This is a genomic window from Streptomyces sp. NBC_01268 (assembly GCF_036240795.1).
Classification (GTDB): Bacteria; Actinomycetota; Actinomycetes; order Streptomycetales; family Streptomycetaceae; genus Streptomyces.
This window is the reverse complement of sequence record NZ_CP108454.1, coordinates 1,460,941-1,480,399: the sequence shown is the minus strand read 5'-3', so window position 1 is coordinate 1,480,399 and position 19,459 is coordinate 1,460,941. Positions and strand designations below refer to the sequence as shown.

Annotated in this window: 20 protein-coding genes and 1 riboswitch; of the genes, 12 read left to right on the top strand and 8 right to left on the bottom strand. The window is 72.6% G+C overall.

Annotated elements, in window-relative coordinates:
- Positions 1–57: 57 nt before the first annotated feature.
- The 5 genes from OG309_RS06280 (at position 58) to OG309_RS06260 (ending at position 4,559) form a co-directional block, all read left to right on the top strand.
- The gene (locus OG309_RS06280) at positions 58–999 is read left to right on the top strand and encodes an FHA domain-containing protein (protein WP_329428178.1); all 942 of its coding nucleotides are present in this window, start codon (positions 58–60) and stop codon (positions 997–999) included.
- A gap of 28 nt (positions 1,000–1,027) precedes the next feature.
- Positions 1,028–1,768, top strand: a complete 741-nt coding sequence (ftsR, locus tag OG309_RS06275; protein WP_329418822.1) for a transcriptional regulator FtsR — start codon at positions 1,028–1,030, stop codon at positions 1,766–1,768.
- A 53-nt stretch (positions 1,769–1,821) separates the two neighbouring features.
- A complete protein-coding gene (locus OG309_RS06270; RefSeq protein WP_329418820.1) occupies positions 1,822–2,295 on the top strand; it encodes a bifunctional nuclease family protein in 474 nt (157 codons plus the stop codon).
- 183 nt (positions 2,296–2,478) lie between these two features.
- Entirely contained in the window at positions 2,479–3,090 is a 612-nt protein-coding gene (locus OG309_RS06265; RefSeq protein ID WP_329418819.1) for a MerR family transcriptional regulator, read from the top strand.
- Positions 3,091–3,188: 98 nt separating this feature from the next.
- Positions 3,189–4,559 (top strand): DNA polymerase IV, encoded by a 1,371-nt coding sequence (locus OG309_RS06260; protein ID WP_329418818.1) that lies wholly within the window; start codon positions 3,189–3,191, stop codon positions 4,557–4,559.
- Positions 4,560–4,649: 90 nt separating this feature from the next.
- Here OG309_RS06260 and OG309_RS06255 read toward each other — a convergent pair whose 3' ends face one another.
- Entirely contained in the window at positions 4,650–5,039 is a 390-nt protein-coding gene (locus tag OG309_RS06255; protein WP_329418817.1) for a PRC-barrel domain-containing protein, read from the bottom strand.
- Positions 5,040–5,152: 113 nt separating this feature from the next.
- Positions 5,153–5,251, top strand: a riboswitch (glycine riboswitch).
- 180 nt (positions 5,252–5,431) lie between these two features.
- Between OG309_RS06255 and gcvP the strand changes: the two genes are divergently transcribed.
- Positions 5,432–8,317: an aminomethyl-transferring glycine dehydrogenase gene (gene gcvP / locus OG309_RS06250; RefSeq protein ID WP_329418816.1), complete on the top strand. Its 2,886-nt coding sequence runs from the start codon at positions 5,432–5,434 to the stop codon at positions 8,315–8,317.
- Positions 8,318–8,394: 77 nt separating this feature from the next.
- Here gcvP and OG309_RS06245 read toward each other — a convergent pair whose 3' ends face one another.
- Positions 8,395–8,601, bottom strand: coding sequence for a DUF5999 family protein (locus OG309_RS06245; protein ID WP_046912031.1), 207 nt, complete (start codon positions 8,599–8,601; stop codon positions 8,395–8,397).
- Between the two features lie 304 nt (positions 8,602–8,905).
- Positions 8,906–9,517 carry a hypothetical protein gene (locus OG309_RS06240; RefSeq protein ID WP_329418815.1) on the bottom strand — a complete coding sequence of 204 codons (612 nt, stop codon included), beginning with the start codon at positions 9,515–9,517 and terminating at the stop codon, positions 8,906–8,908.
- Between the two features lie 485 nt (positions 9,518–10,002).
- On the opposite strand from OG309_RS06240, the gene OG309_RS06235 reads away from it, so the two are divergent.
- A complete protein-coding gene (locus tag OG309_RS06235) occupies positions 10,003–11,511 on the top strand; it encodes a glutamate--cysteine ligase (protein ID WP_329418814.1) in 1,509 nt (502 codons plus the stop codon).
- A 64-nt stretch (positions 11,512–11,575) separates the two neighbouring features.
- Positions 11,576–12,367, top strand: a complete 792-nt coding sequence (locus tag OG309_RS06230) for a CPBP family intramembrane glutamic endopeptidase (protein ID WP_329418813.1) — start codon at positions 11,576–11,578, stop codon at positions 12,365–12,367.
- A 138-nt stretch (positions 12,368–12,505) separates the two neighbouring features.
- Here OG309_RS06230 and OG309_RS06225 read toward each other — a convergent pair whose 3' ends face one another.
- Positions 12,506–13,315 carry a PhzF family phenazine biosynthesis protein gene (locus tag OG309_RS06225; RefSeq protein WP_329418811.1) on the bottom strand — a complete coding sequence of 270 codons (810 nt, stop codon included), beginning with the start codon at positions 13,313–13,315 and terminating at the stop codon, positions 12,506–12,508.
- Positions 13,316–13,578: 263 nt separating this feature from the next.
- On the opposite strand from OG309_RS06225, the gene OG309_RS06220 reads away from it, so the two are divergent.
- The gene (locus OG309_RS06220; protein ID WP_329418809.1) at positions 13,579–14,205 is read left to right on the top strand and encodes a PadR family transcriptional regulator; all 627 of its coding nucleotides are present in this window, start codon (positions 13,579–13,581) and stop codon (positions 14,203–14,205) included.
- Positions 14,206–14,275: 70 nt separating this feature from the next.
- Here the strand turns inward: OG309_RS06220 and OG309_RS06215 are convergent, their stop codons facing one another.
- On the bottom strand, positions 14,276–14,704 hold the full coding sequence (locus OG309_RS06215; protein WP_329418807.1) for a type II toxin-antitoxin system Rv0910 family toxin: 429 nt from the start codon (positions 14,702–14,704) through the stop codon (positions 14,276–14,278).
- 70 nt (positions 14,705–14,774) lie between these two features.
- Complete coding sequence (locus tag OG309_RS06210) at positions 14,775–14,987, bottom strand: hypothetical protein (RefSeq protein WP_132918861.1); 213 nt, start codon at positions 14,985–14,987, stop codon at positions 14,775–14,777.
- Between the two features lie 337 nt (positions 14,988–15,324).
- On the opposite strand from OG309_RS06210, the gene OG309_RS06205 reads away from it, so the two are divergent.
- The 3 genes from OG309_RS06205 to OG309_RS06195 all read left to right on the top strand — a co-directional run bounded on the left by OG309_RS06205 (position 15,325) and on the right by OG309_RS06195 (position 18,078).
- The gene (locus OG309_RS06205; RefSeq protein WP_329428177.1) at positions 15,325–15,843 is read left to right on the top strand and encodes a Clp protease N-terminal domain-containing protein; all 519 of its coding nucleotides are present in this window, start codon (positions 15,325–15,327) and stop codon (positions 15,841–15,843) included.
- Between the two features lie 41 nt (positions 15,844–15,884).
- On the top strand, positions 15,885–16,928 hold the full coding sequence (locus OG309_RS06200; RefSeq protein ID WP_329418806.1) for an EamA family transporter: 1,044 nt from the start codon (positions 15,885–15,887) through the stop codon (positions 16,926–16,928).
- 178 nt (positions 16,929–17,106) lie between these two features.
- On the top strand, positions 17,107–18,078 hold the full coding sequence (locus OG309_RS06195; protein WP_329418804.1) for a DMT family transporter: 972 nt from the start codon (positions 17,107–17,109) through the stop codon (positions 18,076–18,078).
- 43 nt (positions 18,079–18,121) lie between these two features.
- Here the strand turns inward: OG309_RS06195 and OG309_RS06190 are convergent, their stop codons facing one another.
- Both OG309_RS06190 and OG309_RS06185 read right to left on the bottom strand, forming a co-directional pair.
- On the bottom strand, positions 18,122–18,769 hold the full coding sequence (locus OG309_RS06190) for an FMN-binding negative transcriptional regulator (RefSeq protein WP_329418803.1): 648 nt from the start codon (positions 18,767–18,769) through the stop codon (positions 18,122–18,124).
- A 10-nt stretch (positions 18,770–18,779) separates the two neighbouring features.
- Positions 18,780–19,448 carry a pyridoxamine 5'-phosphate oxidase family protein gene (locus OG309_RS06185; RefSeq protein WP_329418801.1) on the bottom strand — a complete coding sequence of 223 codons (669 nt, stop codon included), beginning with the start codon at positions 19,446–19,448 and terminating at the stop codon, positions 18,780–18,782.
- Positions 19,449–19,459: the final 11 nt, after the last annotated feature.

The window sequence follows — 19,459 nt, the reverse complement described above, 5'->3', positions numbered from 1 at the left end:
ACAAGGGCACGACGTTGCGGGGGGTCGCCGCACCACAAGGGTGGTGCGTGGTGGAAACTGTCGAGTGGTTACGGACGTTGTGAAGATGTCCGGGTCGGCAGGTGTATTGAGTCAGGGTTCGTCCTGCCCCACGGGCGGGTCTGTTTCGGTCAAGGGGAATCGCCCGTGAAGTGGTTTTCGAAGTTGTTCGGCAAGAGCGCAAGCGAGGACGGCGGCAACGCCAGGCACCGCGCGCCGCGCCACGCCCAGAGCGAGGAACAGGGCGGCGAGCGCCCGCTCTTCCGCGACGAGGTCGGCGGCCAGGGCGGTGACATTCCGGGCGCACAGGGCGCGTCGTCTGTTGACCCTGCCGGTGCCGCGCGCATAGGTTTCGGAGAACCATCAACCTCAGGTACGGGTGGAGGGTTCGTGCCCGACCCGTACGCGACACAGACCTCCGCGGGGCAGCCGCGACAGGAGGACGCGTCCATGCCGGTGTGTACGAGGTGCGGTCACCGCAACACGGCGGACAGCCGCTTCTGCTCCCACTGCGGTGCGCCGCTGCGGGGCGGGGTGGCTCCGGAGCGAGCCTCCGAGACCACCTCGACGATCTCCATCTCGGGGCTTGAGGCCTACGACGCGGAGGTCACCGGACAGACCGCGCTCCCGTCGCTGTCGGCCGAGGCGCTGGCGGCGGTCGAGGCCCTGCCGGGCGGTGCGGCGCTGCTCATCGTGCGTCGCGGTCCGAACTCGGGCAGCCGCTTCCTCCTGGACGGCGAGCTGACCACGGCCGGACGTCACCCGCAGAGTGACATCTTCCTGGACGACGTGACCGTCTCGCGTCGCCACGTGGAGTTCCGTCGGCAGCCGGACGGCACCTTCAGGGTGTCGGACGTCGGCAGCCTCAACGGCACGTACGTCAACCGGGAGCCGATCGACGCGGTCGTGCTGTCCAACGGTGACGAGGTGCAGATCGGCAAGTACCGGCTCGTGTTCTTCGCGAGCCAGCGGGGCGTGTGACGCCCCGGAGAACCTTCAGGGAAGGTCCATGCTGCGAACACCGACGGGCGGTGCCGGTCACGGCACCGCCGCCGCGGGCGAGCTGGTGAGCATCGGCACGGTGCTGAGCCGGCTGCGCGACGAGTTTCCCGAAGTGACCATCTCCAAGATCCGGTTCCTGGAGGCCGAGGGGCTCGTCGAGCCCCAGCGCACGGCCTCCGGGTACCGGAAGTTCAGCCCGCGGGACGTGGAGCGGCTCGCTCAGATCCTGCGGATGCAGCGGGACCACTACCTCCCGCTGAAGGTCATCCGCGAGCACCTGGACGCCCTGGAGCGCGGGGAGCAGGTCAAGCTGCCCTCGCCGAGCCCGCAGCGGGACCTGCTCGACGGGGCCTGGGACACGGAGGGCGACCGTCCCACCGCCGCCCGGATCGGCCGCGCGGAGCTGCTCGCCGCCGCCGAGGTGACCGAGGCGGAGCTGGTCGAGTGGGAGTCGTACGGACTGATCGCCCCGGTCGAGGGAGGCGGGTACGACGCCGAGACCGTCACCGTCGCCAAACTGGTGGCGGATCTGGGGAGATTCGGTCTGGAGCCCCGGCACCTGAGGGCCGTCAAGGCCGCCGCGGAGCGCGAGGCCGGGCTGGTCGAACAGATGGTCGCGCCGCTGCGTCGGCACCGTAATCCGCAGACCAGGGCCCATGCCGAGGCGACCGCCAAGGAGCTCGCCGGACTCTCCGTGCGCCTTCACGCGGCACTGGTCCAGACCGCCCTGGGAGTGCGTCTGCAGTGATCCGAGGACGGCCCGACTACCCAAACCGGTCGGGCACGTCCTAGGGTTGCTGTGTGAACGAGCTCGACGTTGTGGGTGTCCGGGTGGAAATGCCCTCCAACCAGCCGATCGTGCTCCTGCGTGAAGTGGGAGGCGATCGGTACCTCCCCATCTGGATCGGACCGGGAGAGGCGACCGCGATCGCCTTCGCCCAGCAGGGCATGGCCCCTGCCAGGCCGCTGACGCACGACCTCTTCAAGGACGTGCTGGAGGCCGTGGGGCAGGAGCTCACCGAGGTCCGCATCACGGATCTGCGTGACGGGGTCTTCTACGCCGAGCTGGTCTTCGCCAGCGGTGTCGAGGTGAGTGCCCGGCCGTCCGACGCGATAGCGCTCGCCCTGCGTACCGGGACGCCGATCTACGGCAGTGACGGTGTGCTCGACGACGCGGGGATCGCGATTCCGGACGAGCAGGAGGACGAGGTGGAGAAGTTCCGCGAGTTCCTCGACCAGATCTCACCGGAGGACTTCGAGACCGGCAGCCAGTAGGCCCTCGGGGCCCTGGCCGAAGCCTTGCTGTCGGCGCATTCGAGTAGCCTTTCCCCGGAGAGGGGCACGTGAAACCACTCTCAGGGTGATTATCACTCGGCGTGCCGAGTGTGGCGATCGTTGACGCACCCCGAGTGACTGCCTACCTTCGAGTGGGCAGGTCAAGGACGGAGGGTCGGCGTGATGAGCAGCGGCGACGGTACGGCAGGGGGCTTCCTGGGGCGTGCCCCCGGGGAGAAGGGCCCGTATCCGCTTCACGGCAGTGTGGGCGACTTCGGCGGGGACGTGAGCTCCGGCCCGGAAGAGGTCGGCTACCGCGGCCCCACGGCCTGTGCGGCGGCCGGCATCACCTATCGGCAGCTGGACTACTGGGCGCGCACCGGGCTCGTCGAGCCGAGCGTGCGGCCCGCTTACGGATCCGGGACGCAGCGGCTCTACAGCTTCCGCGACGTCGTGGTCCTCAAGATCGTCAAGCGCTTCCTGGACACCGGGGTGGCGCTGCAGAACATCCGGGCCGCCGTGCAGCACCTGCGCGCCCGGGGCTTTCGCGACCTGGAGCGCATGACGCTCATGAGCGACGGCGCCACGGTGTACGAGTGCTCCTCGCCCGACGAGGTCGTGGACCTGCTCCAGGGCGGCCAGGGCGTCTTCGGGATCGCCGTCGGCGTGGTGTGGCGGGACGTCGAGGCGGCGCTCTCGCAGCTGCACGGCGAGCGGGTCGACACCGGCGAGACGCTGATCGGGCACAACCCGGCGGACGAGCTGGCGCGGCGGCGGCGGGACCGGGCGGTCTGAGCTCCGGTGGCGGGCCCGCGGGCCCGCTCCGGGCCCGCCGGGACGCGCGGGGTGCGTGCGCCGGGGCGTTGTCAGTGGCGTAGGGCAGCATCGGAGGCGTGAGAGCCGCGCCCACCATCCTGCACCTCGACATGGACGCCTTCTTCGCCGCGGCGGAGCAGGCCTCGAAGCCGAGCCTGCGCGGAAAGCCGGTGGTCGTGGGCGGCCTCGGGCCGCGCGGAGTGGTCGCGACGGCCTCGTACGAGGCGCGGCGCTTCGGGGTGCACTCGGCGATGCCCATGGCGCAGGCGCGACGGCTCGCGCCGAACGCGGCCTATCTCGTGCCCCGCTTCGCCTTCTACCGGGCGATCAGCGGGCAGGTCATGGAACTGCTCGGGCGGCTCTCACCGCTCGTCGAGCCGCTCAGCCTGGACGAGGCCTTCGTGGACCTGGAGGCCGGCGGTCTCGCCGACGACAGCGCGAGCGCGCGGGCGACGGGGGAGCGGCTGCGGCGGGACATCCTCGCGACGACCGGTCTGACCGGGTCGGTCGGTCTGGCCGGGTCCAAGATGCTCGCGAAGATCGCCTCGGAGGAGGCCAAGCCGGACGGGCTGATGCTGATCGAGCCCGGTACGGAGCGCGAGCTGATCGGGCCGCGTTCGGTGCGGATCATCCCCGGCGTCGGGCCGGCCACCGGGGAGCACCTGAGACGGGCCGGGATCAGCACCGTCACCGACGTGGTCGAGGCGGGCGAGGACGAGCTCGTACGGCTCCTCGGGCGGGCTCACGGGGGCTCGCTGTACCTGATGGCCCTCGGGCACGACGACCGGCCCGTGGTGGCCGAGCGGGACGCGAAATCGGTCTCCGTGGAGGACACCTTCGACGTCGACCTGCACGACCGGCTGCGGATCCGGCTGGAGGTGGAGCGGCTCGCGGAGCGGTGCGTCGCGCGGCTGCGGGATTCGGGGCACTCGGGGCGGACCATCGTCCTGAAGGTGCGGCGGTACGACTTCTCGACGCTCACGCGCTCCGAGACGCTGCGGGGGCCGACGGACGACCCCGTGGTGGTCAGGGAGGCCGCGGCGCGGCTCCTCGACCTCGTGGACACCACGGGCGGCGTGCGGCTACTGGGGGTCGGGGTGAGCGGGCTCGCCGACTACACCCAGGAGGACCTGTTCGCGCAGGCGGAGGCGGAGGCCCGGGCCGAGGCCGCCCCCGAGGCCGTCGCGGGCCCCGAGGCGGCCGAGCAGGCGCCCCCCACGGCCACCGAGACCACCGAGCGGCACTGGGCGCCGGGGCGGGACGTGCGGCACGCGGAGTACGGGGCCGGGTGGGTGCAGGGGAGCGGGGTCGGCCGGGTCACCGTGCGGTTCGAGGAGCCGGGGACGGTGGTGCCGGGGCGGGTGCGGACGTTCTCCGTGGACGATCCGGACCTGGAGCCCTCGGATCCGCTGCCGCTGGTGGAGGGGACCGGGACGGGAGCCGAGTGAAGCCCGGCCTGCGGCCGGGCTCGGCGGCTCCCACCCGCACCACCCGTGCGGGTGATGGCCCCAGGGGCGCGGGTGTTCCCGTAGCGGGCTCTACGCGTCGTCCTGGCCCGCCAGGCGGCCGAAGTCCCGGGGGGTGTCCTGGGGCGGGGGCGGGGGCGGGGGCGGGGGCGGGAGGGCGAGGCTGTAGTGGCGGTAGAGCTGGAGTTCCTGTTCGGGGGAGAGGTGGCGGCCCACGCCGAAATCGGGGGCGTCCTTGATGAGGGCCCGCTCGTACGGGATGTGGAGGCCGTCGCCCACCAGCTCGCTCGGCTCCAGGGGGACGAACGCGTCGCGGCTGAACAGGCCGGTGCGCACGGCAGCCCATTCGGGGACGCCCGTCGCGTCGTCCAGGTACACCTCGTCCACGGTCCCGATCTTGTGTCCGTTCCGGTCGAACGCCTTGCGGCCGATCAGGCTGCGCGGATCGATATCGGTCTGCACGGTCCCTCCAACTGGTCGCAACTGCTCTACACCCCTACGAAAGTGCACAACTGGGATGTCGGCCACTTGAGCGATGCCGGGCTCAACCGCGCTGGTAGGCTGGCTGTGGCTGACGACCCTGCGCGGGAGAGTCCTCCGAAGAAACCTTTCGGTGGCGCCGAAGGAGCAAATCCTCCCCGGAATCTCTCAGGCCCCTGTACCGCGCGGACGAGGTCACTCTGGAAAGCAGAGCGGGCGTCGACGGCATCCGCTCTCACCGACGGTGAAAGCCGGCCCCGCCGTTTGGCATGGCCGGTGAAGCTCTCAGGTTGACATGACAGAGGGGGAGGCCGTCCGGGCACCCGCGCCGTGGTGCCCCTCGCAGGTCGTGACGACCAGGAGGCCCCCGCAGCATGACCGCCAACCGCATTCCGCTCTCCGAGCTCGAGCAGGGCATTCCCTTCGAGCAGCGGCACATCGGGCCCGACACCGAGGCTCGGGCGAAGATGCTCGCCCAGGTCGGGTACGGCTCCCTCGACGAGCTGACGGCCGCGGCCGTGCCGGACGTCATCAAGAACGCCGAGGCGCTCGGCCTGCCGGGCGCCCGCACCGAGGCCGAGGTGCTGGCCGAGCTGCGTGAGCTCGCCGACCGCAACCAGGTGCTCGCCCCCATGATCGGTCTCGGTTACTACGGGACCTTCACGCCTCCGGTCATCCTCCGGAACGTCATGGAGAACCCGGCCTGGTACACCGCGTACACGCCGTACCAGCCCGAGATCTCCCAGGGCCGCCTGGAGGCCCTGCTGAACTTCCAGACCATGGTCGCCGACCTCACCGGTCTGCCCACCTCCGGCGCCTCGCTGCTCGACGAGGGCACCGCGGCCGCCGAGGCCATGGCGCTGTCCCGCCGCGTCGGCAAGGTCAAGAACGGCGTGTTCCTCATCGACGCCGACGCCCTGCCGCAGACCATCGCCGTCATCGAGACCCGCGCCGAGCCCACCGGGGTCGAGGTGGTCGTCGCCGACCTGTCGGCCGGCATCCCCGCCGAGATCGCCGAGCGCGGCGTCTTCGGCGTGCTGCTCCAGTACCCGGGTGCCTCCGGCGCCGTCCGGGACATCAAGCCGGTCATCGACCAGGCCCACGAGCTCGGCGCGATCGTCACCGTCGCCGCCGACCTGCTCGCGCTGACCCTGCTCGCCTCGCCCGGTTCGCTCGGCGCCGACATCGCCGTCGGCACCACCCAGCGCTTCGGCGTCCCCATGGGCTTCGGCGGCCCGCACGCCGGCTACATGGCGGTCCAGGACAAGCACGCCCGTTCGCTCCCCGGCCGCCTGGTCGGCGTCTCCGTGGACGCCGACGGCAACAAGGCGTACCGCCTGGCCCTGCAGACCCGCGAGCAGCACATCCGCCGCGAGAAGGCCACCAGCAACATCTGCACCGCCCAGGTGCTCCTCGCCGTCATGGCCGGCATGTACGCCGTCTACCACGGCCCCGAGGGCCTGAAGGGGATCGCGCGCCGTACCCACCGGTACGCCGCCATCCTCGCCGCCGGTCTGCGGGCGGGCGGCGTGGAGCTGGTCCAGGGTGCCTTCTTCGACACCCTCACCGCCCGGGTGCCGGGCCGCGCGGACGCCGTCGTCGCGGCCGCCCGTGAGGCCGGCGTCAACCTGTACCGCGTCGACGCGGACCTGGTCTCCCTGTCCTGTGACGAGACCACCACCCGCGCGCAGCTCGACGCCGTCTGGGGCGCCTTCGGCGTCACCGCCGACATCGACGCCCTGGACGCCGCCACCGCGGACGCGCTGCCCGTCGACGCGCTCCGCTCGGACGTGTTCCTGACCCACCCGGTCTTCCACGCGCACCGCTCCGAGACCTCGATGCTGCGCTACCTGCGCCGCCTCTCCGACCGCGACTACGCGCTCGACCGCGGCATGATCCCGCTCGGCTCCTGCACCATGAAGCTGAACGCGACCACCGAGATGGAGTCGGTGACCTGGCCCGAGTTCGGCCAGATGCACCCGTTCGCCCCGGTCGAGCAGGCCGGCGGCTACGTCACGCTCATCACCGAGCTGGAGGAGCGTCTCGCCGAGGTCACCGGCTACGACAAGGTCTCCATCCAGCCGAACGCCGGTTCGCAGGGCGAGCTGGCCGGTCTGCTGGCCGTCCGCGCGTACCACCGCGCCAACGGCGACCTGCAGCGCACCGTCTGCCTCATCCCGTCCTCCGCGCACGGCACCAACGCCGCCTCCGCCGTGATGGCCGGCATGAAGGTCGTCGTCGTCAAGACCGCCGACGACGGCGAGGTCGACGTCGCGGACCTGCGCGCCAAGATCGAGCAGTACCGCGACGAGCTGTCCGTGCTGATGATCACCTACCCGTCCACGCACGGTGTGTTCGAGGAGCACGTCGCCGACATCTGCGCCGAGGTGCACGAGGCCGGCGGTCAGGTGTACGTCGACGGCGCCAACCTCAACGCGCTGGTCGGCCTCGCCAAGCCGGGCAAGTTCGGCGGCGACGTCTCGCACCTGAACCTGCACAAGACCTTCTGCATCCCGCACGGCGGCGGCGGCCCGGGCGTCGGCCCGGTCGGCGTCCGCGCGCACCTCGCCCCGTACCTGCCGAACCACCCGCTCCAGCCCACCGCGGGCCCGGAGACCGGCGTCGGCCCGATCTCGGCCGCCCCGTGGGGCTCCGCCGGCATCCTGCCGATCTCCTGGTCGTACGTGCGCCTGATGGGCGGCGAGGGCCTCAAGCGCGCCACCCAGGTGGCCGTGCTCGCGGCGAACTACATCGCCAAGCGCCTGGAGCCGCACTACCCGGTGCTCTACACCGGCCCGGCCGGCCTGGTCGCCCACGAGTGCATCGTGGACCTGCGCCCGCTGTCCAAGGCGACCGGCGTCAGCGTCGACGACATCGCCAAGCGCCTGATCGACTACGGCTTCCACGCGCCGACCATGTCGTTCCCGGTGGCCGGCACGCTGATGATCGAGCCGACCGAGTCCGAGGACCTGAGCGAGCTCGACCGCTTCTGCGACACGATGATCGCGATCCGGGCCGAGATCGAGAAGGTCGCCTCCGGCGAGTGGCCGGCCGAGGACAACCCGCTGAGCAACGCCCCGCACACCGCGGCGGCGCTGGGCGGCGAGTGGAACCACCCGTACACCCGTGACGAGGCGGTCTTCCCGGCCGGTGTCTCGGCCGCCGACAAGTACTGGCCGCCGGTCCGCCGGATCGACGGCGCCTTCGGCGACCGCAACCTGGTCTGCTCCTGCCCGCCGCTGGACGAGTACGACCACTGAGCACGACCCTGAGCACGACGTGAGGGCCGGTCCGGAGCTTTCTCCGGGCCGGCCCTCGGCGTTTCCCTCGGTGTGGCTCAGGCCGCCGTCGTCACACTGGCCGCCGTCAGCGGCCGGTGCGGGGCGATGATCTGGCCGTCCGGCAGCAGCTCACCGGTGTCCTCGAAGAGCAGGACCCCGTTGCACAGCAGGCTCCAGCCCTGCTCCGGATGGTGTGCCACGAGTCGTGCCGCCTCACGGTCGGCGGAGTGGGCGGTGGGACAGGCGGGCTGGTGCTGGCACATGGGTGGGTTCTTTCGCTGCGTCGTGGTGGAAGTCCTGCGGCTCTTCGGATGCATCGCCGCCCCCGTCAGGTCGGTTCGGTTCCGGTCCAGTCTTGCCCCATGGACGGCGTTCCGCAGGTATTTCACGGCAGCTCGTCCTCTCCTGGGAAGACGCATCACCCGCAGGGGCGGTTCAGGTCAACTGCACCATCTCTTCGGGGGGTTCGGGGTGGTCCGAGCGGGCTAGTCCGAACGGGAGGGGTGTCGGACAGCAGTGCGCCCCGGGGCCGTCGGCTCCCGGGGCGCGGTGTGCGCGTGGGGTGGATCAGGCGGGCGCCGCGGAACCCAGGAGGGGCGGCGGCGCGAGGCGCAGGCTGAGCACGGGCAGGAGGTCGGCGACCCGGTAGGGGCGGTCGGCGGCGATGCCGGGCGGCGCGGGGGAGAGCGGCACGAGCAGGTCGGCCGGGCCGGGCGCGGCGGTGTGGTCGTCGGCGTCCGGGTCGGCGTGCAGCCACAGGGTCAGCATGTACAGCTCCGGCACGGACAGCAGCCTCGGCTGGTACGGGGTGCGGAGCGCCTCGGCCTGGATCAGGGCCCGTTCGGTGGCGGCGACGTAAGGGCCCTCGAAGAAGTGCGAGAAGGACCAGCCGTCGGGCGTGAGCATGGTGTCCGCGGCGGCGATGGCGCGGTCTCCGCTCCTGATCAGGAAGCGCCACCCGGCCAGCCGGGTGTGGGGCGGCCGGCCCGCGGGGCCGGTGGCGTCGGCGACGCTGCCGGCGACTCCCAGCACGTGGACGGGCAGCGGCAGTTCGGGGCTCAGCGGTCCCTGTGCGGCTCGCAGTGCGGGGGTGCGGGCCTCACGCACGGCGGTCGGTGAGCCGAGGGCCGTGAGGACACTGCGAAGGGCCGGCGCGGGGGCCGGGGAGGGTCGGAGCATGGTGGGTCGCCTCTCACTCAGGAGACACGGTGACGCGTGGGCAGGTACGACGGCGCTGTCGGCGACGGGGCCAGAGAAGGGGGCCATGAGGCCATGGCCGGGCGCCAACACTCTGCCTCGTGCGCGGAGTTTATACGACACGTGTTCACACAGTGTTTCCGCTAGACGGCGCCGATATTCCTGACAAGGAGTCATTCGGTCGTATTTCCACGGTGATTCGGTGGAATGCATGCGTCCGGCGGAACGACTGCCTGCGCCTACTCGCAGGAGGGGGTCGGCCGAATCCCGATCCCCCGATGCGGGACAATATGACATTGGTATATGTCCATTGTCCGTTGCTCTCGGGCACTGCCGGTGGAGAGTCCCGCCCACACTATCGGCCAACGCGTCACGCCCGCAGGCGTTATGGATCAGTCGGGTGGGCATCATCGTCCGTGACGCTCGCGGCCGTCGTGGCGGCTGCCCACTCGGGGAGGGACCCTTCGATGGGGGAGAAGGTCGTGACGGACGGGTTCGGCCCGGCCGACCGACAGCGCTACCGCCGAAAGCTGCAGCAGTGTCTCGCGGGACTCGCGAGGCTCCTGGCGGAGAAACGATTCGACCGGCCGCGCAATCTCATGGGCATGGAGATCGAACTCAATCTCGCGGGCGAGGACGGACTGCCCAGGATGCTCAACGCACCGGTGCTCGACCGTATCGCGAGCCCCGATTTCCAGACCGAACTCGGATTGTTCAACCTGGAAGTGAACATCGCCCCGCACCGGCTCGGCGGCCATGTTTTCGACCGGCTCGCCGAGGAACTCAGGACCGGGCTCGGATATGCCGACCGCAAGGCCGCCGAACTCGGCGCCGGAGTCGTCATGATCGGAATACTGCCGACCCTCACGAAGGACGACGCGGTCCTCGACAACCTCTCCGCCGCCGACCGCTACAAGCTGCTCAACGACCAGATCCTGGTGGCCCGCGGGGAGGATTTCACGCTCGACATCCACGGGGTGGAGCGGCTGCTCTGCACCTCGTCGTCGATCGTGCCGGAGGCGGCCTGTACGTCGGTGCAGCTGCACCTTCAGGTGACCCCGCCCCGCTTCGCCTCCGTGTGGAACGCGGCGCAGGCCATCGCCGGCGTCCAGATAGCGGTCGGCGCCAACGCGCCCTTCCTCTTCGGCCGGGAGCTGTGGCGGGAGTCCAGGCCGCCGCTGTTCACGCAGGCCACCGACACCAGGACCCCCGAGCTCCAGGCCCAGGGGGTGCGCCCGCGGACCTGGTTCGGGGAACGCTGGGTGGATTCGGCGTACGACCTCTTCGAGGAGAACCTGCGCTACTTCCCCGCCCTGCTGCCGCTCTGCGACGACGAGGACCCGCTGCGCGTCCTGGACGAGGGCGGGGTGCCCAGGCTGCACGAGCTGATCCTGCACAACGGCACCGTCTACCGCTGGAACCGGCCCGTCTACGGCTGGGTCGACGGCGTCCCGCACCTCAGGGTGGAGAACCGGGTGCTGCCGGCCGGGCCGACCGTCACCGACGTCGTCGCCAACGCCGTCTTCTACTACGGGCTCGTCCGGGCGCTCGCCGACGACACCCGCCCGGTCTGGAAGCGGATGGCGTTCCAGGACGCCGAGCACAACTTCGACACCGCGTGCCGCCACGGCATCGAGGCCGAGCTGCGCTGGCCGCGCTCCGGCCGCTCGGGCGGCGTGACGACCGTGCCGGCGGTCCGGCTGGTCCTCGACGAGCTGCTGCCGCTGGCCGCGGCCGGGCTCGACGCCTGGCACGTGGAGCCGCGGGACCGCGACTTCTACCTCGGCGTGATCGAGGAGCGCTGCCGGCGGCGGGTCAACGGGGCCTCGTGGCAGGCGGACACCTTCCACCGGGCCCTGGACTCCGGTCTGGACCGCGCGGCGGCGCTCGCGGCGACCACCCGCCGCTACCGCGAGCTGATGCTGACCGGCGAGCCCGTGCACACCTGGCCGGTGGGGGTGAAGGCCGCCTCGTAGGTAGGGTTCCCGTTACCCGGGTCGCTGTGGGGAATGGGAGACAGGTGTGGTGTCGGAGCAACGAGTGGTGGACGCTTCCCTGCCCCCGGACGGCCTGCCGCGCCGGGTCCTGCGCGACGAGACGCTGATCGTCCTCGCGCTGTCCCTCGGCGCGAGCGGGGTCTCCGCCCTCATCAGCTTCATCGGCTCGCTGACCAAGCCGGGCGCGCTCAAGGAGCAGGCGGCCACGCTCAACGGCTCCTACGCGCCCGGGCGGCCCTGGCTCGACCTCTCCTGGCAGCTGTTCGGCATCGCCAGCGCGCTCGTCCCGGTCGTCCTGGTCGCGCATCTGCTGCTGCGCGAGGGCGCCGGGACCCGCGGGCTGCGGGTGATCGGCTTCGACCGCACCCGGCCGTGGCCGGACCTGGGGCGCGGCGCGCTGGTCGCGGCCGGCATCGGCAGCGCGGGCCTGGCCTTCTATCTGGGGGCGCGGGCGGCCGGGTTCAACCTCACGGTGGTGCCCGAGTCGCTGCCGGACGTGTGGTGGAAGTACCCCGTCCTGGTGCTGTCGGCGATCCAGAACTCCGTGCTGGAGGAGGTCGTCGTCGTCGGCTACCTGCTGCGCCGGCTCGACCAGTTGGGCTGGTCGCCGAAGTCCTCGATGGCCGCGAGCGCGGTGCTGCGCGGCTCGTACCACCTCTATCAGGGCATCGGCGGCTTCGTCGGCAACATGGTGATGGGGGTGGTGTTCGTGTGGCTCTACCGGCGCTGGGGGCGGGTGGGGCCGCTGGTGGTCGCGCACGCGCTGCTCGACATCGTGGCCTTCGTCGGCTACGGGCTGCTCGCCGGGAAGGTGGGCTGGCTGCCCACGCCATGAGCTGACGGCCCGCCCGCGAGGTCGCCGCCCGTGAGGTGGCCGCCCGTGGCGTGGCCGCCGCCCGTCCGGTGGACGGGCGGAGAGGACGACGAGGGGCGTACGGCACCGGCCGTACGCCCCTCGTCGTCGTCTCCGGGCTCAGCCGTGCAGTTCTCCGTCGATGACGGTGACCGCGTGACCGTTGAGGAGGGTGCGGTCGCCGCGCAGCCGGGTGCGGACGAAGCCGGTGCGCGCGCCGCCCTGGAAGCCGGTCAGCTCGTCGCGGCCGAAGCGGGCGGACCACAAGGGCGCGAGGGCGGTGTGGGCGCTGCCCGTGACCGGGTCCTCGTCGATGCCGACGGCGGGGAAGAAGCCGCGCGAGACGAACTGGTAGGCGCCTTCGGGCCGGTCCGCGATCGCGGTGGCGATGATCCCGCGCTCGGACAGGGCGGCGAGGGCGGCGAAGTCCGGGGCGAGGGCCCGCACGGTCGCCTCGTCGCGGAGCTCGACGACCAGGTCGCCGATGTGGGCGGCGGTGTCGTGGACGGCGACGGGCTCGGCGCCGAGTGCCTTCGCCAGGCCCTCGGGGGCGTCCACCCGGGTCAGCGAGGAGGTCGGGAAGTCCAGCGTCAGGGTGCCGTCGGGCTCGGCGGTGGCGCTGAGGATCCCGCAGCGGGCCGCGAAACGGACCGTGCCGGTCGCGGTGCCCGTGGTGTGCAGGACGTGGGCGGTGGCCAGGGTCGCGTGGCCGCACATGTCGACCTCGGTGGTCGGGGTGAACCAGCGCAGCGCCCAGTCGGCCTCGCCGCCCGGCGGCAGCGGGTGGGCGAAGGCGGTCTCCGAGAGGTTGACCTCGGCGGCCACCTTCTGGAGCCAGGCGTCGTCCGGGAAGGAGTCGAGGAGGAGGACTCCGGCGGGGTTGCCGGAGAAGGGCCGGTCGGTGAAGGCGTCGACGATTCGAATCCGCATGAGCCGGACCGTACCGGAGGGGCGAAAGCACGGGCCAAGGCCAATCGCGGAGGACTGGACCGGTCGGTGGGGGCGGCGGGGTCGGCGCGCCGGGGGCCTGGCCGGCCGGGCGGGGGCGGGCTCCCGCATCGGCGCCAGGGAGCGCGCCCGGGCGCTCTCTGAGCCACCGGTGTTCGTTCACTGTTGCTCGCCGAACAGTTCCGATATATCGTTGAGGCATCGCGACAGTTCAACGATGGAATCTCGATGGAAGGAGCGTTGCGATGCGTACCTACGGAAACGAGCACGGACACGGCCACGGAGGCGGGCGCGGAAACTGCGGACCCGGCCCTCGTGGTGAATTCGAAGGGCGCCGCGCCGCCTTCGGCCCCTTCGGGCCGGGCTTCGGCGGTGGCGGCCCCTGGGGCGGCGGTGGCTTCGGCGGGCGCGGGCGTGGCGGAGGTCGCGGCCGGGCGCGGCGCGGTGATGTGCGCGCCTCGATCCTGGCCCTGCTGAAGGACCGGGCGATGCACGGCTACGAGATGATCCAGGAGATCGGCGAGCGCAGCGGCGGGGCCTGGAAGCCCAGCCCCGGTTCGGTCTACCCGACCCTCCAGATGCTGGAGGACGAGGGTCTGATCGTCAGCGAGAGCGAGGGCGGCAAGAAGCTGTTCACGCTCACCGACGCCGGACGCGCGGAGGCCGAGGCGGGGCCCGAGGCCCCGTGGGAGGAGGCCGGGCGCGGTGTCGACTGGGAGGCCGTGAACGAGATCCGGCAGGCCGGCTTCGGTCTGATGGAGGCGTTCGGGCAGGTCTGGAAGACCGGCACCCCCGATCAGCGGCAGAAGGCCGTCGAGGTCATCAACGAGGCCCGCAAGAAGCTGTACCTGATCCTGGCCGACGAGCGCTGACCCGGACGGCAGGAGCGAGGGGCCCCGCGGCGACATGCCGCGGGGCCCCTCGTCGTACGGAGCGCGCCGGTCAGGCGACCAGGCCGGCCAGCTTGCGCAGGGACTCGGTCAGCGCCGCCGTGGCCGAGTCCTTGAGCTTGCCCGCCATCAGGGAGACGGCCGCACCCGTGAACTCCCCTTCGATCCGTACGGTGGTGGCTCCGCCGTCGGCGGTGAGGGCGTAGCGGGTGCCGACGGTCACGCCCATCGGCCCCTTGCCGCGGATCGCGAACACCCGGCCCGTCTCCAGCTCCTCCACCGTCCAGGTGACCTCGGCCGGGAAGCCCATGAGCTTCATGTTCTCGGCGAAGGTCGCGCCCGCCTCCAGGGTGGCCGGGCCGCCGTTCGGGAAGTTGGTGTGGGTGGCGTTCCACTCCCCGTACGAGGTGAAGTCGGTGAGCTGTGCCCACACCTTCTCGGACGGAGCCTCGATCCGTGCCTCCGCGCTGACTTCGGCCATACGACCACCCCTTCACGCGTACCAGTCGGCTCTTCGGTGTCGCGGAACGTAGCCCCAGCGGCGTCAACATTCAATACTGATGAACCGTCAGTTCTGCCGTCTCGCCGCCGATCCACCAGATCTGCGCGGAGTCGAAGCGGTCGGAGGCGCGGGGGCCGCCGCTCTCGTCGTGGCAGTGGAAGGCCGCCCAGAAGAGGTCGGCCGGCAGCGCCGCCCGCGGTGCGTACACGCGGTAGACGTACTGCCGCCCGTCGAGCGCGAGGAGAGCCACCATCCAGAACATGCCTGGAGGACGATACGGGACGGTCCTGTGGTTGCGCACGGGGCGTAGGGCAAGGCGGCGCGCGCCCCTGAGGGAGAAGTCACGCGATCTCATCCGTAAGGAGGAGGAACCGATCGCCCGTGCCCAACTCCGGTGGGATGTGCACATGCTTCTCGCCGGGGATGCCCCGGCTTGTCGGGACTGATGAGGTGGGAGGGTGCGAATTCCCGTCCCTCCTGACAGTGCTCCCGGCAGGTCCGGCGCGTCCGGTGTGCCCGGTGTGCCCGGCGTCCCCGGCCTGCCCGGGGCGGCCGGCTCCCGGGCCCCCGGCGCGCGCGGTCCCGTCCCCGGCCCCTCGCTGCCCCGACTGCCCGCCGTCCGCCGCGCCGAACTGGCGGACGCCCTGACCGTCGAGCTGGTGACCGTGGTGACGGGCGCCAGACGGCGTGCCCTGCGCGACGGGGACCGGCAGGTCGACACCGCCCACCTGCTGCACTCCCTCGTCGAGGCCGACCCGGAGAGCGCCGCCGCCTTCGAGAGCCCCCAGCAGCGGGCCCGCGTGCTCGGCTACCTCGTCCAGCGCTCCATCGGGTACGGGCTGCGCTGGCAGCGGTCCGTCGAGGACACCGGCTCGGACCTGCCCGTCCTCCGGGGCTCCGAGGGTGCCGCCGCGGGCTGGTCCCCGGCCGCGGCCGCCGCCCTCGCCGGGGCCTTCGAACGGGCCGCGCTGCGCGGCGACGGCCGGGTCCGCGGACTCGACCTGCTCGCCGCGCTCGCCGCCGACCCCGGCAACCGGGCCGCCGAGGTGCTCCGCCGTGCGGGCGTCGACCGGCACGATCTGGCCGCCCGTACGGGGGAGCCGTCTCAACAGGTGTAACGGGGGTTACGCACCTGACGGCGTCCTGTCATGATGGCCCGATGCACGCGTCTCAGGAGAAAAGCGCAGGCCTGGGACTCGCCCTGGTCTCCGCCGTCGCTTTCGGTGGTTCGGGAGTGGCGGCCAAGCCGCTCATCGAGGCGGGACTCGACCCGCTCCACGTGGTGTGGCTCCGGGTGGCCGGAGCCGCCCTCGTCATGCTCCCGGTGGCCTGGCGCCACCGCGACCTGGTCCGCCGCAAGCCCGCCCTGCTCGCCGGCTTCGGACTGCTCGGCGTCGCCGGCGTCCAGGGCTTCTACTTCGCCTCCCTCTCCCGCATCCCCGTCGGGGTGGCACTGCTCATCGAGTACCTGGCCCCGGCGCTCGTCCTCGGCTGGGTCCGCTTCGTCCAGCGGCGGCCGGTCACCCGGCGGGCCGCCCTCGGCGTCGTCCTGGCCGTCGGCGGACTCGCCTGCGTCGTCCAGGTCTGGTCCGGGCTCAGCTTCGACCTGCTGGGCCTCGTGCTCGCGCTGGCGGCGGCCTGCTGCCAGGTCGGCTACTTCGTCCTGGCCGACCAGGGCGGCGACGACGCCGAACCCGTCCACGCGCTCGGCGTCATCGCGTACGCGCTCCTCGTCGGCGCCCTCGTCCTCACGGTCCTCGCCCGCCCCTGGGAGATGGACTGGGCGGTCCTCGGCGGAACCGCGGACATGGCCGGGACCGGCGCCCCGGCCTGGCTGCTGCTCGGCTGGATCGTGCTGATCGCCACCGTGCTCGCCTACGCCACCGGCGTCGTGTCGGTGCGCCGGCTCTCCCCGCAGGTGGCCGGTGTCGTCGCCTGCCTGGAGGCCGTGATCGCGACCGTCCTCGCCTGGGTGCTGCTCGGCGAGCACCTGGCGGCGCCGCAGATCCTCGGCGGCGCGGTGGTCCTGGTCGGCGCCTTCATCGCCCAGTCCGCCACGCCCAAGGCGGCGGCCTCCGGGGTGGTGGCGGGCTCGGCCGAGGGCGCCGCCGCGGCGGTGGCCCAGGGGGGCGTCGCGGTGGCCGCTGACGGTGCGGCGGCCGGCGACGGCCGGGAGTTGTCGGTCGAGCGGTCCGCGCCCTAGGGTGTCGATCATGCATTCGACCGCGCTTCCGCCTCCCGCCGCCTAGCGCGGGCGGCCTCTTCTCCCTGAGGAAGACCGGGCTCGGGCGGGCCGACACAGGCCCCCGAGCAGGTCGTCGACGCCTGCCCGCGTACCACGACGACCCTTCACCTCCCCCGTCTTCCCGTGGAGCGCACACGTGTCGAACACCTCGTCCTCCGGCCTGTCCACCGGCCGGAGCCTCACCTATCTGATCGTCGCCGGAATCGCCTGGGGCACCGCGGGCGCGGCCGCGGCGCTGCTCTTCCGGGCCAGTGACATCGGCCCCCTCGCCCTGTCGTTCTGGCGTTGCGTCGGCGGGCTCGTCCTGCTGCTCGGGGCGCTCGCACTGCGGCGCCGGCCGCGGCCCGCCACCGTCGAACCGCGCGGGCGGCGGCTCCTGCGGATCCTCGGCACCGGCGTCGGGCTCACCGTCTTCCAGAGCTCCTACTTCGCCGCCGTCGACCTCACCGGACTCGCCGTCGGCACCGTCGTCACGCTCGGCGCCGGACCCGTGCTCATCGCGGTCGGCGCCCGGCTCTTCATGGGCGAGCGGATCGGTGCCGGGGGCGCCGCGGCCGTCATCGGGGCACTCGCCGGACTCGCCGTCCTCGTCCTCGGCGGCGGGGGCGCGGAGATCCGGCCGCTCGGCGTCCTGCTCGCCGTCGTGTCCGCCGCCGGATACGCGGCGATCACCCTGCTGACCCGGTGGCTCGGCCGCGACGGCGGCGGCGCGGACGCGCTGTCCACCACCACCTGGGCCTTCGCCGTCGGCGCCGTCGGGCTGCTGCCCCTGGCCGCGGCCGAGGGGATCGTGCCGCACACCGGCGCCCCCGCCCAGGTGCTGCTCCTGCTCGTGTACGTCGCCGCGGTGCCGACCGCGCTCGCCTACGCCCTGTACTTCGCCGGGGCGGCCGTGGTCCGCGCCGCGACCGTCTCCGTGATCATGCTCCTGGAGCCGGTGAGCGCGGCGCTCATCGCCGTCACCCTCCTCGGCGAACGGCTCACCGCCGCGACCGTCGGGGGCACCCTGCTCCTGCTCACCGCGGTGACCGGGCTCGCCCTCGGCGAGGCCCGCTCGGCCGCGGCGGCCCGGCGCCGGGTGGTGGAGCCGGTGCCGGTACGGGGCTGACGGCGTCGGCGGTACCGGTACGCACGGGGCCGCGCCCGGTGGTTCACGCCTCCGGGGCGCGGCGGCGCAGCTGGTGGGCGCGGGCGGCGGCGTCGCCCGGGCCCGCACGCTCGGCGAGCCGGTCCGCCACCCGGTCCTGGACCTCCTGGGGCTTGTTGCCCGCGTACTTGAACTTCGCCCGCACCTCGGTCACGTCCAGGCACAGGACCCGGATGCCCGGCAGCATCCGCCCGAAGGGGGCCTCGCCGGGGCACACCGGCGCGGTGCCGCCCTCCGGCTGGAAGTGGGCCACCTGGCGGTTGAGCAGCTCCGCCTTCTCGGCCGGGTCGTCGACGATCCGGGCGACGCAGCGGAGCTGGACGGCCGCGTAGTACGAGGTGGGGGTGCCGTGCTCCGAAGGCGCGCCCTCCGGAGCGGTCCAGTGGCCCGGCACGAAGACGTAGTCGTCGACGACGCTCAGGAGCACGGCGGGGTTCCGCTCCAGGTCGCGCCAGAGCGGGTTGGGGCGGGCGAGATGGGTGATGACCCGGCCGTGCGGGCCGGGCTCGGGCTCGTAGCGGAAGTGCGCCGGCTGGACCCACGGCGGTTCGCCCGGTGCGCCGTTCACCGCGAGCTGGCCGAAGTCGTGGGCGGACAGCCAGGTGCGCCATTCGGCGTCGTTGCTCGGGGAGTCCCAGGGACGGATCAGCACGGGGCGCTCCTCACAGGGCCGAGAGGTAGTCGGGCAGGGCGACGGCCGGGTCGAGGTCCACGGCCGGGACCGGGGTGCCGTACCGGCGCCGTACCGGGACGACCCCGGCCCAGTGGGGGAGCGCGGCGTCCTCGGGGTCGTCGTTCGGGCCGCCGGTGCGGACCTTCGCGGAGACCTCGTCGAGGTCGAGGCGCAGGACGGCGGTCGCGGCGAGCTCCTTGGCGTTGCCGGGGCGGGAGTCGGCGGCGCGGCCGGGGACGACCTGGTCGACGAGCGCGTCCAGGGCGGTGCGCAGCTCCTGCGGGTCGGTGACCTGGTGGGCGGTGCCGTGCACGACGACGGAGCGGTAGTTCATCGAGTGGTGGAACGCGGACTTGGCGAGCACCAGGCCGTCCACGTGGGTCACGGTCAGGCAGACCGGCAGGCCGGGGGCGGACTCGCCGTGCCCGGCCGTGCGCAGCGGGCGGGAGCCGGTCGAGCCGTGCACGTACAGACGTTCGCCTATCCGGCCGTACAGGGTCGGCAGGACGACGGGGGCGCCGTCGCGGACGAAGCCGAGGTGGCAGACGTAGGCCTCGTCCAGGATCGAGTGCACCAGCGCGCGGTCGTAGGAGGCGCGCTTCGCGGAGCGCGTGGGGACGGTGCGGTCGGTCGGGGTGTAGGAGTCCGTCTCCGGCATTGCGCTCTCCA